Genomic DNA, 12,911 nt, shown 5'->3' with positions numbered 1-12,911 from the left:
TGTTTGAAATCATGTTTTATTTGTATCAATCCAATCGTCTTGAAACGCTGGCGGCACTGTTTGCCCACATTCAAAAATTCAAACCGCTGAAATCGGCTTTACAGCCCGAACAGATTATTGTGCAGAGTCAGGGGATGCGCCGCTACCTCAATACCTGCCTCGCCCGCGATTTGGGCGTGGCGGCGAATTTGGCGTTCAGCCTGCCCGCCGGCCTGACGTGGAAGTTGATGAAAAAACTGATTCCCGGTATTCCGGAACTCAGCCCGTTTGCCCCCGAAGTCATGCGCTGGCGGCTGCTGGATTTGTTCCGCAGTGAAGCATTCCGGAATACGGCAGAATTTGAAGATGTGAGGAATGTGCTGCAAGACTATCTGGGCAGCGGCGAATCGGCAGATTATCAGCTTGCTGGCCAGCTTGCAGACATATTCGACCAATACCTCGTATATCGTCCCCAGTGGATAGACGCTTGGCAGCAGGGCAGGCTGCTCAGTTTGGGCGACGATGAAATCTGGCAGTCCAAACTGTGGCGTTACCTCGACGACGGCAGGCAAAGCGCGCCGCACCGTGTTGCTTTGTGGGAAAAGCTGTTGGAATCTTTGAGCAGTGATAAGCTGCCCGAGCGTTATTTCGTGTTCGGCATTTCTACTATGGCGCCGATGTATCTGCAGCTTTTGCACAAGCTGTCCGAACATTGTGATGTGTTCGTGTTCGCACTCAATCCGAGCGGGATGCATTGGGGCAATGTCATTGAAGCGGTGCAAATCCTCAAAGGCGGCGGCGATCCCGATTTAACTCAGGCAGGGCATCCGCTGCTCGCCTCATTGGGCAAGCAGGGGCGGGACTTTTTCGACTTTTTGAACGAAATGGAAATAGAAGAAGAAACGCCGGTGTTCGAAGAAGGCAGCCGCGATACGCTTTTGCACGCCCTGCAAACCGATATCCAAAACTTGGATATGCCGTCTGAAAAAGCGGGAAATATTAATACGGACGACGGATCGATACGCATCGTCTCCGCGCACAGCCCTTTGCGCGAATTGCAGATACTCAAAGACAAACTGTTGAAAATTCTGCATGAACATCCCGATTGGCAGCCGCATGATATAGTCGTATTAACCCCGAATATCGAATCCTATACGCCTTTTATCGAAGCCGTGTTCGGACAGGCGCAGCCCGGTGCGCAGGCATTGCCGTATTCCGTTTCGGATGTGAAAATCAGCCGCCGACAACCGCTGTTTCATGCTTTGTCATGCCTGTTCGACTTGTTGGAAAGCCGATTTGAAGTCGATAAAGTGCTTGTGCTTTTAGAAACCGCGCCCGTGTTGCGCCGTTTCGGACTGACTGAGGACGATTTGCCGCTTTTGCACGACATGGTTGCCGATTTGAACGTCCGCTGGGGTTTGGACGGAGAAATGCGTGGCGGCACGGATCAGCTGTTCACCTGGAAGCAGGCGGTAGAACGCATGATATTGGGCTGGATGCTGCCCGAAGGCGGCAATCCGATGTGGCAGGATGTCAGCGCGTGGTATGCCGACGTGAATCAAACCGCCATGTTCGGACGTTTTGCCGCCTTTATCGAGTCCCTGTCGGATATTGTACGGATATGGCGGCAAGCTGCGACGGTTGATGAATGGGTGGGACGTTGCCGAGGTTTGCTTAAAACATTGTTCCAAGCCGAAGCCGATGACCAAAAGGCAGTCCAAAATCTCGAAAACGAATGGGTCAAATGGCAGGAAGAGAGCACTTTGGCTGGGTTCGTCGGACAGTTGCCACAACAAACCGTCATCCGCCATATCCGCCGTTTCCTTGACAGTGAAAGCGAGGCGGGCTTTTTACGCAGCGGCATCACTTTTTGCAGTATGGTGCCGATGCGCAGCCTGCCCTTTAAAGTCATCTGTCTGTTGGGTTTGAACGACGGAGATTTTCCCCGTAATACCAAAGCCGCCGTATTCGATCTGATTGCCAAACATCCCGCCAAAGGCGACCGCGCCCGACGCGATGACGACCGCTACCTGTTCCTCGAAGCCCTCATCAGCGCGCGTGAAATCCTGTACCTGTCTTACATCGGGCGCGACATCCGCAAAGACGAAGAACTGGCTCCGTCTTCCCTGTTGGGCGAACTCATCGATACCGTTGCCGCCATGACCGGAATCGGCAGCCGGCAACTTGCAGAAAACTGGATAGAACAGCATCCGTTGCAACCCTTCTCACATCGCTATTTCCAGACCGGTTCCCGTTCAGACGGCATATTCGGCACGCGTACCGACTACGCCGCCGCGCTCGGACAAACGCCCGAACCGCCACAACCCTTTTTCGACCAATCCGTAGAAAACGCCGAACCTGTTGCCGAAATCGGACAGGACGAATTTATCCGCTTCTGGCGCAACCCCGTCAAAGTATGGCTTCAGCAGCAGCTTGCGTGGAGCGAACCCCATATCGGCGAAGCCTGGGAGCCTGCCGAACCCTTCGAGCCGCAACACGCGGAGCAAATCGCCGAAACCTACATCGAAGCACGACGCGAAGGACGGGATTTTGCCCAAACCGCCGCCCGTATCGGGGCAGAAAGCCTGCTGCCGTCGGGAGAGTTGGGCAGACTTTGGCAGCAGGACTTCCAAACCGCTGCCAAACAAATCGACACGGCGGTTTTAAACAGCCCCAAACTGCCACCGCTTTCATACGCCGTACCGTCGGACGGGCAAATCCTGAAAGGCAGTTTGAGCAATTTATACCAATGCGGACAAGTGTTTTACGCCTACGGCAAACCCAACGCGCCGCAACGTGTGGCTTTTTTGTTGGAACACCTGATATTTTGCGCCGTTATGCCGTCTGAAGCCGAAACGCGGCAAACCTTTATCGTCAGATCCGGAGAAACCGAAGTATTGGCGGAAATCGCGCAAGACAGGGCATTGCGGCTGTTGTCGGAATGGATGGCATTTTTCAATATCGGGCAAAACCGCCCGCTGCCGTTTTTTGCCAAAACCTCGCTTGCCGCCGCCGAAGCGTTTACCCAAAAACAAGATTGGGAAGCTGCCCTGAAAAAAGCCCAAACCGCCTATTACGGTAGCAAAGTCAGCAAAGGGCAGAAAGACTATACCGAAGTCGCCCTCGTGTTCGGCAACGCAAGCCAAAACCCGCTCGAACAGCCCCTGTTTGAAAACCTCGTCCGCCTGCTTGCCGACACGCTTGCCGCAGCGGAAAAAAAGGAAGAGGCCGGAGCAGCATAGAAAAAGCATAACAGGATAGAAAGACAAATGCCGTCTGAAAACAGCAAAAAGGTTTTCAGACGGCATTTTTACCAAGGCTTGATTATTTCCGGCGCAGGCAGGGATGGTTTTCCAAGTTGTCCATCATTATCCCGATGATGCGTGGGGCGGTTTTGCCCAAATCGAAATTTTCACCGGAAGAGAACCAACGCCAAATCAGCCCGTCCAAGGTCGACTTGATGAAGATGACCGCCGTTTCTTTGTCCAAATCGTCTGTCAAATCCTGATTTTCCACCGCTTCGGTCAAAACGGCGGTAATTTTTTCGCGCCAGATTGCCTGATGCTTGCGGGCAATGGCGATAACGGCGGCGTTTTGCTCCGTGTGTTCGCATTTTAAAAACAGGATGTTGTGGAATTTGTAGTGGATGTCGTTGCTTTGCAGCCGCTCGAAAAAGTGCAGCAGCGTGTGGCGGAATACCGTCCAAGATTCTCCTTCGGCATTTGCGGCATCTTGCGCGATGCAGTTTTCGATGTCGTCGCAGATACGTTGGAACAGCGCGTCGAACAAGTCTTCTTTATTTTTGAAATGCCAATAGAGCGCGCCGCGCGTTACGCCGGCGGCTTGGGCGATTTCGTTGAGCGAGGTGCGGGCAATCCCTTTGCGGTAAAAGGTTTCCAAGGCGGCAAGCATCAGGTGTTCTTTGGTTTTTAAGGCTTCGGTTTTGGTTTTTCTCATAATGGCGGTTTCGTTCCGGCTCGGTTTGACGGTTGGGATTATAAAAAAGACTTTGTATCCGTGCAATCGTGTATGTATAATAACACCCCTGAAATTGAGACAGTTTCCCAGTGCCGAAGTGCCGAACCCACCTGCTTTGCAACCCGTTTGAATACAGGGATGCCGAAGCAGGCGGTTTTGTATTTTGAAACGGGAATTTCTGTTAAATCTAAAATCCTTTAATAAAATCATACAGATAGGATAAATAATGGCTTTTTATGCTTCTAAGGCGATGCGTGCGGCTGCGTTGGCTGCCTCTGTCGCGTTGGCACTGTCATCTTGCGGCAAAGCAGATGAAGCGGCACAGGGCGGGCAGCCTGCGGGTCGGGAAGCCCCTGCCCCTGTCGTCGGTGTCGTAACCGTCCATCCGCAAACCGTCGCATTGACCGTCGAGTTGCCGGGGCGTTTGGAATCGCTGCGTACCGCCGATGTCCGCGCCCAAGTCGGCGGCATCATCCAAAAACGCCTGTTCCAAGAAGGCAGCTATGTCCGTGCCGGACAGCCGCTGTATCAGATTGACAGTTCCACTTATGAAGCAGGTCTGGAAAGCGCGCGCGCGCAACTGGCAACGGCACAGGCAACGCTTGCCAAAGCGGATGCGGATTTGGCGCGATACAAGCCTTTGGTTGCCGCCGAAGCCGTCAGCCGGCAGGAATACGATGCGGCGGTAACGGCGAAACGTTCTGCTGAAGCAGGCGTTAAAGCGGCGCAGGCGGCAATCAAATCCGCCGGCATCAGCCTGAACCGTTCGCGCATTACCGCGCCGATTTCGGGCTTTATCGGCCAGTCCAAAGTTTCCGAAGGTACGCTGTTGAATGCGGGTGATACGACCGTACTGGCGACCATCCGCCAAACCAATCCAATGTATGTGAACGTTACCCAGTCTGCATCCGAAGTGATGAAACTGCGCCGTCAGATAGCCGAAGGCAAGCTGCTGGCGGCAGACGGTGCGATTGCGGTCGGCATCAAATTTGACGACGGCACGGTTTATCCTGAAAAAGGCCGCCTGCTGTTTGCTGATCCGACCGTCAACGAATCGACCGGTCAGATTACCCTGCGTGCCGCCGTACCGAACGATCAGAACATCCTGATGGCAGGCCTGTATGTGCGCGTGCTGATGGATCAAGTGGCGGCGGATAACGCATTTGTTGTGCCGCAGCAGGCGGTAACGCGCGGTGCGAAAGATACCGTGATGATTGTGAACGCCCAAGGCGGTATGGAACCCCGCGAGGTAACGGTCGCGCAACAGCAGGGTACGAATTGGATTGTTACGTCGGGTCTGAAGGACGGGGACAAGGTGGTTGTGGAAGGCATCAGTATCGCCGGTATGACGGGGGCAAAAAAAGTAACGCCCAAAGAATGGATGCCGTCTGAAAACCAAGCCGCCGCGCCTCAAGCCGGCGTTCAGACGGCATCTGAAGCCAAACCTGCTTCTGAAGCGAAATAAGGAAGGCATCGATGGCTAAATTCTTTATCGATCGCCCCATTTTTGCGTGGGTTATTTCGATTTTCATTATTGCGGCGGGTATTTTCGGCATTAAAAGCCTGCCTGTTTCGCAATATCCGTCTGTTGCCGCACCGACCATTACTTTGCGCGCCACTTATCCGGGCGCGTCCGCACAAGTGATGGAAGACAGCGTACTTTCCGTGATCGAGCGGAATATGAACGGCGTGGAAGGTTTGGACTATATGACTACTTCCGCCGATTCGAGCGGCAGCGGCAGCGTGAGCCTGACCTTTACGCCTGAAACCGACGAAGATTTGGCTCAGGTGGAGGTGCAAAACAAGCTTTCCGAAGTATTGAGCATGTTGCCAGCAACCGTTCAACAGTACGGCGTTACCGTATCCAAAGCGCGTTCCAATTTCTTGATGATTGTGATGCTGTCGTCAGACGTACAGTCAACCGAGGAGATGAACGACTACGCACAGCGTAATATCGTTCCCGAACTGCAACGTATCGAAGGCGTGGGGCAGGTACGCCTGTTCGGCGCGCAACGCGCGATGCGGATTTGGGTCGATCCTAAGAAACTGCAGAACTACAATTTGTCGTTTGCCGATATCGGCAGCGCGCTGTCGGCGCAGAATATCCAGATTTCCGCAGGTTCCATCGGTTCGCTTCCCGCCGTTCGCGGACAGACGGTTACGGCTACCGTAACGGCGCAAGGGCAGTTGAGTACGGCCGAAGAATTCGGCAACGTCATCCTCCGCGCCAATACTGATGGTTCTAATGTTTACCTGAAGGATGTGGCGAAAGTCGGATTGGGTATGGAAGACTATTCTTCCTCAACCCGTCTGAACGGTGTAAATACCACCGGTATGGCGGTGATGCTGTCCAACAGCGGTAATGCGATGGCGACGGCAAAGGCGGTTAAAGAACGCATGGCGACGTTGGAAAAATACTTTCCTCAAGGTATGAGCTGGAAAACCCCTTACGATACTTCCAAATTCGTCGAAATTTCGATTGAAAAAGTGATTCACACTTTAATCGAAGCGATGGTGCTGGTGTTTGTCGTAATGTACCTCTTCCTGCAAAACATCCGTTATACGCTGATTCCGACCATCGTCGTACCGATTTCCCTGTTGGGCGGTTTCGCCTTCATCTCTTATATGGGGATGTCGATTAACGTACTGACCATGTTTGCGATGGTTTTGGTCATCGGCATCGTGGTCGATGATGCGATTGTGGTGGTTGAAAACGTCGAGCGCATTATGGCGGGTGAAGGCCTGCCGCCTAAGGCTGCAACCAAAAAAGCAATGGGTCAGATTTCCGGTGCGGTAATCGGTATTACTGCTGTTTTGATGTCTGTATTCGTTCCTCTGGCTATGTTCAGCGGGGCGACGGGCAATATTTATAAACAGTTCGCCCTGACGATGGCGGCATCGATAGCCTTCTCCGCCTTCCTTGCGCTGACACTCACACCTGCTTTGTGTGCCACGATGTTGAAGACCATCCCGAAAGGGCATCACGAAGAGAAAAAAGGTTTCTTCGGTTGGTTTAACAAAAAATTCGACAACTGGACACACGGCTACGAAGGCTGGGTTGCCAAAGTATTGCGCAAGACTTTGCGCATGATGGTTGTTTACGTTGGTTTGGCGGTTGTCGGCGTATTCCTGTTTACGCGCCTGCCGACTTCTTTCTTGCCGACCGAAGACCAAGGCTTCGTCATGGTCAGCGTGCAACTGCCTGCGGGTGCGACCAAAGAGCGCACCGATGCGACTTTGGCGCAAGTAACACAGTTGGCAAAAAGCATTCCCGAAATTGAAAACATCATTACCGTTTCCGGCTTCAGCTTTTCGGGCAGCGGCCAGAATATGGCGATGGGTTTTGCGATGCTTAAGGATTGGGACGAACGTAAAACCCCCGGCAGCGATGCCGTTGCGGTTGCCGGCAAGCTGACGGGTATGATGATGGGGACGCTTAAAGACGGTTTCGGCATCGCCATCGTTCCGCCTCCGATTATGGAGTTGGGCAACGGTTCGGGTCTGACCATCAACCTGCAAGACCGCAACAATACCGGTCATACCGCATTGCTGGCGAAACGCAACGAGCTGATTCAAAAAATGCGTACCAGCGGTTTGTTTAACCCGAGCACCGTCCGTGCCGGCGGTTTGGAAGATGCGCCGCAGTTGAAAATCGACATCAACCGTGCCGCAGCGGCGGCGCAAGGCGTTTCGTTTGCCGACATCCGCACCGCATTGGCAAGCGCGCTGAGTTCGTCTTATGTCAGCGACTTCCCGAACCAAGGCCGTCTGCAGCGCGTGATGGTGCAGGCAGACGGGGATGCCCGTATGCAGCCTGCCGATATTTTGAACCTGACCGTGCCGAACAAATCCGGTATGTCTGTGCCGCTTTCCACCATTGCCACTGTTTCTTGGGAAAACGGTACGGAACAGAGCGTCCGTTTCAACGGTTATCCCTCGATGGAGCTGTCCGCTTCGCCCGCAACCGGCGTTTCCACCGGTCAGGCCATGGCGGCGGTTCAAAAAATGGTTGACGAATTGGGCGGCGGTTACAGCCTGGAGTGGGGCGGACAGTCGCGCGAAGAGGCAAAAGGCGGTTCGCAAACCCTGATTTTGTACGGTTTGGCGGTTGCAGCCGTATTTTTGGTACTTGCCGCGCTTTATGAAAGCTGGTCGATTCCGCTGGCGGTCATCCTTGTGATTCCGTTGGGTTTGATCGGTGCGGCTGCGGGCGTAACCGGGCGCAATTTGTTTGAAGGACTGTTGGGCAGCGTTCCCTCGTTTGCCAACGACATCTACTTCCAAGTCGGTTTCGTTACCGTGATGGGGTTGAGTGCGAAAAACGCGATTTTGATTATCGAATTTGCCAAAGACCTTCAAGCGCAAGGGAAAAGCGCGGTCGAAGCTGCTTTGGAAGCGGCCCGCCTGCGTTTCCGTCCGATTATCATGACCTCGTTCGCCTTTATTTTGGGTGTGGTTCCCCTGTATATTGCCGGTGGTGCGAGTTCTGCCAGCCAGCGCGCCATCGGTACGACCGTATTCTGGGGGATGCTCATCGGCACGCTCTTGTCCGTGTTCCTTGTTCCGCTTTTCTATGTGGTGGTGCGCAAATTCTTCAAAGAAACTGCACACGAACACGAAATGGCGGTAAAACACGCCGTTGAAGCGGGCATCACCGGTTCGGACGATAAACAATATTAAGCAAAATGCCGTCTGAACGCCCCGGGGCTTCAGACGGCATCGGGACTTTTTTATGGATACTACATTGAAAACCACCTTAACTTCTGTTGCGGCAGCCTTCGCATTGTCTGCCTGCACGATGATTCCCCAATACGAGCAGCCCAAAGTCGAAGTTGCCGAAACGTTCAAAAACGATACCGCCGACAGCGGCATCCGTGCGGTCGATTTGGGTTGGCACGACTATTTTGCCGACCCGCGCCTGCAAAAGTTGATCGACATCGCACTCGAGCGCAATACCAGTCTGCGTACCGCCGTATTGAACAGCGAAATCTACCGCAAACAATACATGATTGAACGCAACAACCTTTTGCCCACGCTTGCCGCCAATGCGAACGGCTCGCGCCAAGGCAGCTTGAGCGGCGGCAATGTCAGCAGCAGCTACAATGTCGGACTGGGTGCGGCATCTTACGAACTCGACCTGTTCGGACGCGTTCGCAGCAGCAGCGAGGCGGCACTGCAAGGCTATTTTGCAAGTGTCGCCAACCGCGATGCGGCACATTTGAGCCTGATTGCCACCGTTGCCAAAGCCTATTTTAACGAGCGTTATGCCGAAGAAGCGATGTCTTTGGCGCAGCGCGTTTTGAAAACGCGTGAAGCAACCTACAAGCTGTCCGAATTGCGTTACAAGGCAGGTGTGATTTCCGCCGTCGCCCTACGTCAGCAGGAAGCCCTAATCGAATCCGCCAAAGCCGATTATGCCCATGCCGCGCGCAGCCGCGAACAGGCGCGCAATGCCTTGGCAACCCTGATTAACCAACCGATACCCGAAGACCTGCCCGCCGGTTTGCCGCTGGACAAGCAGTTTCTTGTTGAAAAACTGCCGGCCGGTTTGAGTTCCGAAGTATTGCTCGACCGTCCCGACATCCGTGCCGCCGAACACGCGCTCAAACAGGCAAACGCCAATATCGGTGCGGCACGCGCCGCCTTTTTCCCATCCATCCGCCTGACCGGAAGCGTCGGTACGGGTTCTGCCGAATTGGGCGGGCTGTTCAAAAGCGGCACGGGCGTTTGGTCGTTTGCGCCGTCTATTGCCCTGCCGATTTTTACCTGGGGTACGAACAAAGCCAACCTTGATGCAGCCAAGCTGCGCCAACAGGCACAAATCGTTGCCTATGAAGCCGCCGTCCAATCCGCATTTCAAGATGTGGCAAACGCATTGGCGGCGCGCGAGCAGTTGGATAAAGCCTATGCCGCTTTAAGCAAACAAAGCCGTGCCTCTAAAGAAGCGTTGCGCTTGGTCGGCCTGCGTTACAAACACGGCGTATCCGGCGCGCTCGACTTGCTCGATGCGGAACGCAGCAGCTATTCGGCGGAGGGTGCGGCTTTGTCGGCACAACTGACCCGCGCTGAAAACCTTGCCGATTTGTACAAGGCGCTCGGCGGCGGATTGAAACGGGATACCCAAACCGACAAATAACCGGCAGGGCAATCAAATGCCGTCTGAAACGATAAGGTTTCAGACGGCATTTCTTTCTTTAAAACGGTTTCCGGTACCTGCCTGCCTTTCAAGACGGCAGGCCGTATCCGTTTAGAAGGTATGTTTGACGGTTGCGGTCAGGCTGCGCGGCGTGCCGTAAACATGGATGTCCGGCATGGGGCGGTAGCGTTTGTTGAACACGTTTTCAAAGTCCAAACCGATGCGGGTGGATTTGCCGATTTTGTAATGCGCAGTCAAGTCCAGCGTGGCGTAGGGGCGTTGGGTCAGTGCTTCTTTACCGGCAGCGGTAAAGGGCTGATATTCATCATAGGCGTTTGTGCCGCTTTGCCAGTTGACGTTTGCACCCAAGTTTAGGCGATCGGTAACGTCATACGCAGTAAAGAGTTTGAAAAGGTGGGTAGGATAAGAAGGGTTGACCACATTGCCCGAATCGTTTTTGAGTTTGGAGTACGCATAAGAAGCATTGAGCAGCCATTTGTCGCTCAAGCGTCCGCCGACGGAGAGTTCCACGCCTTTTGTTGTAGTGTTGTCGGCTGCACGGTAGTATTTCTTACCATTCGCGAATTTGCCTGCAACCACGCCCAAATGGTCGCGTTTGTTCATAAACACAGACGCAGAAGCATTCAGACGGCCTTCAAACCACGAGGCTTTTAAGCCGAGTTCATATGTTTTGCCGCGTTGCGGTTCGAGCGGTTTGCCGTTTCGATCCAAATAGCGCACTTGCGGGCGGAATATAGTGGTATAGGAGGTGTAGGCTGTCAGATTGTCGTTTAAATCATAACTTGCGCCCAAATAGGGGATAAACACCTTGTTTTTATGCCTGCTGTCGGCAAAATTGTTGCGATCGGAGCTGTAGCGGTATTGCCAATCGACAAACCGTCCGCCGCCTATCAATGCCAGCCTGTCGGTCAGTTTGAAACGGGTCGAACCGTAAACAGAGAGGTTTTTCATATGGGCAAAGCCGTCGCGAAGGTAGGGTATGGCCGGTTTTGTGAAATTTCCGTCAAAAAGGCGCAAATCAGGGACAATCTCATCTTCATTTTCTTTGTAATATGAAGGAGTTTCCTTATTGTACTGATAGCTGATGCCGACATTGAATTCATGTTTGCGTCCCAAAAGCGGGTAATCGCCGTCCAAACTCAGAGAAAAATCTTGGTCGGTGTACTTGGCTTGGTCGCGTTCGGCAACAAATACAGCGGAATAGTTCGGATAAATGGTAAAAGGACCAGCCATGCCGGAAACTGCATCACTTTTTCCATAAGTATGGCTGTAGTTGCCGTTCAGAGCCCAACCGTTTTCAAACTCATGATTGACAGAGGTGAAGATTTCCGCACTGTTTTCTTTACCGTAAGCCCATTTTGCCGAGGCATTGCTGCGCGGTGAGGCTGCAAACGGTTCGAAAGGTTGATTGTTGTCGGGGTCTCCTGCTACGGTCAGATAGCTGAAAGGCGAGCTGCCCTTATTGCGGAAACGGTGTATTTCCGTACCGATATTCCACTGAGTCTGAGGGGCAATGTCGTAGGAGAGAATGCCGTAGAACGTGTGGTTGTGGCGCGAAGTGTTCGGCAGGTAATCGCCGCCGTGGTCGCTGACCAAAATAGTGCGGCCGCGCAAGGTATTGTCTGCATTCAAAGGCTGATTGGCATCAAGGACGAAGCGGTAGTGCTTCCACGAACCGACACCGGCTTCGACGCTGACGGCAGGTTTGGCAGTCGGTTTTTTGCGTTCCAAAGCAACCGTACCGCCCGGTTCGCCCATACCGCCGTTGGACAAACCGCTTGCGCCGCGCACGACGACGACTTGGTCATACAACGTGCTGTCCAGATTGTTGGTACTGCGGCGGATGGCTTTACCCTCGTAAAGGAATTTGGGCGCGCCGTCCACGGAAATGCTGTCAATCGCCTGACTGCGCGAAATAAATTGGCTGTGGCCGGAGACGTTGTTGCCCATTTTGCTGTGGAACACGCCCGGTGTTTGTTTCAATACGTCCTGCAGGCTGTCCAAGCCTTGGTCTTCGATTTGTTTCGCCGTTATGACAGACAGGGATTGCGGTGTTTCACGCTGGGTCAGCTTGATGCCTGTGGCTGCAGATGAGGCGGGGATGGTGTAGTTGGAAGCCGTTTGTTTGCCCAGTTCTTTGACGTGTATTTCCGGAAGGGAGGCAAGGTCTGCGGCGGAGGCGTGCGTGGCGCATAACAGCATGAGTGCGGATGATACGGCAAGCGCAGTGCGTGAAGGGTGTGGGGTACGCATGATTTTTCCTTTTAGTGGTTTAGCGGCGGGATTTTAGCAAAATGTTGTAATTATACTAGTTAGTGTAAATATTATTTAGGATTAGTTTGACTGTTGTTAAAATATATATAGTTATCTAGTTATAAAGATTTATATTAAACCGTGATATGAGGGGAAAAAGGAAATGCTAGCGGAACGACGGATTGTCGCACCTTGCAAAAAATGCCGTCTGAAACGGACTCCGTTTCAGAGGGCATTTTTTGTAAGGCTTTTATTCACGGCTTGGGTAAATGGTATGATAGGTAAATTAAATTAATGTAATGGACATAATTTCTTGTTTCTTACTAATGTGTTACAGTTACGAAATTCAAAATTTATAGTTAAGTAGGATAATTATGAACCGAGTTTATAAAGTAGTATTTAATCATGCGCTGGGTGCATGGGTAGCTGTATCTGAACTGACTAAATCACACAAAAAACGTGCTTCTGCAACCGTGGCAATCGCTGTATTAGCGACGCTGTTGTCTGCAACAGCTCAGGCGAGTGAGACTGCGTCGGGGGGGGG

At 52.9% G+C, this 12,911-nt stretch carries 7 protein-coding genes; 5 read left to right on the top strand and 2 right to left on the bottom strand.

Going from position 1 to position 12,911, the window contains the following annotated elements; translation table 11 throughout:
* Positions 1-11 precede the first annotated feature (11 nt).
* The gene (gene recC / locus RDY34_RS04080) at positions 12-3,221 is read left to right on the top strand and encodes an exodeoxyribonuclease V subunit gamma (RefSeq protein ID WP_308074088.1); all 3,210 of its coding nucleotides are present in this window, start codon (positions 12-14) and stop codon (positions 3,219-3,221) included.
* 82 nt (positions 3,222-3,303) lie between these two features.
* Here the strand turns inward: recC and mtrR are convergent, their stop codons facing one another.
* Positions 3,304-3,936 (bottom strand): multidrug efflux system transcriptional repressor MtrR, encoded by a 633-nt coding sequence (gene mtrR, locus RDY34_RS04075; protein ID WP_308072995.1) that lies wholly within the window; start codon positions 3,934-3,936, stop codon positions 3,304-3,306.
* Positions 3,937-4,183: 247 nt separating this feature from the next.
* On the opposite strand from mtrR, the gene mtrC reads away from it, so the two are divergent.
* From mtrC to mtrE, 3 genes are read left to right on the top strand one after another with little or no spacing between them, the layout of a single operon-like run.
* On the top strand, positions 4,184-5,422 hold the full coding sequence (gene mtrC, locus RDY34_RS04070) for a multidrug efflux RND transporter periplasmic adaptor subunit MtrC (RefSeq protein ID WP_308184472.1): 1,239 nt from the start codon (positions 4,184-4,186) through the stop codon (positions 5,420-5,422).
* 11 nt (positions 5,423-5,433) lie between these two features.
* Positions 5,434-8,637 (top strand): multidrug efflux RND transporter permease subunit MtrD, encoded by a 3,204-nt coding sequence (gene mtrD / locus RDY34_RS04065; protein ID WP_308184471.1) that lies wholly within the window; start codon positions 5,434-5,436, stop codon positions 8,635-8,637.
* 52 nt (positions 8,638-8,689) lie between these two features.
* The gene (gene mtrE, locus RDY34_RS04060; RefSeq protein ID WP_308184470.1) at positions 8,690-10,093 is read left to right on the top strand and encodes a multidrug efflux transporter outer membrane subunit MtrE; all 1,404 of its coding nucleotides are present in this window, start codon (positions 8,690-8,692) and stop codon (positions 10,091-10,093) included.
* Positions 10,094-10,204: 111 nt separating this feature from the next.
* Here the strand turns inward: mtrE and RDY34_RS04055 are convergent, their stop codons facing one another.
* Complete coding sequence (locus RDY34_RS04055; protein ID WP_308184469.1) at positions 10,205-12,367, bottom strand: TonB-dependent siderophore receptor; 2,163 nt, start codon at positions 12,365-12,367, stop codon at positions 10,205-10,207.
* A 374-nt stretch (positions 12,368-12,741) separates the two neighbouring features.
* Here RDY34_RS04055 and RDY34_RS04050 point away from each other — a divergent pair.
* A partial coding sequence (locus RDY34_RS04050) for an ESPR domain-containing protein (protein ID WP_308184475.1) occupies positions 12,742-12,911 on the top strand: 170 nt, incomplete at its 3' end.

Source organism: Neisseria polysaccharea (genome assembly GCF_963392925.1).
GTDB classification, from domain to species: domain Bacteria; phylum Pseudomonadota; class Gammaproteobacteria; order Burkholderiales; family Neisseriaceae; genus Neisseria; species Neisseria polysaccharea.
Note: the sequence above shows the minus strand (reverse complement) of the source record. Positions and strands in the feature narration are given on the sequence as shown.

Bases quoted from the DNA above. Each gene is read 5' to 3' on its own strand.
- mtrE (WP_308184470.1), top strand. From the start codon at position 8,690: ATGGATACTACATTGAAAACCACCTTAACTTCTGTTGCGGCAGCCTTC.
- mtrD (WP_308184471.1), top strand. From the start codon at position 5,434: ATGGCTAAATTCTTTATCGATCGCCCCATTTTTGCGTGGGTTATTTCG.
- mtrC (WP_308184472.1), top strand. From the start codon at position 4,184: ATGGCTTTTTATGCTTCTAAGGCGATGCGTGCGGCTGCGTTGGCTGCC.
- mtrR (WP_308072995.1), bottom strand. From the start codon at position 3,936: ATGAGAAAAACCAAAACCGAAGCCTTAAAAACCAAAGAACACCTGATG.
- RDY34_RS04055 (WP_308184469.1), bottom strand. From the start codon at position 12,367: ATGCGTACCCCACACCCTTCACGCACTGCGCTTGCCGTATCATCCGCA.
- recC (WP_308074088.1), top strand. From the start codon at position 12: ATGTTTTATTTGTATCAATCCAATCGTCTTGAAACGCTGGCGGCACTG.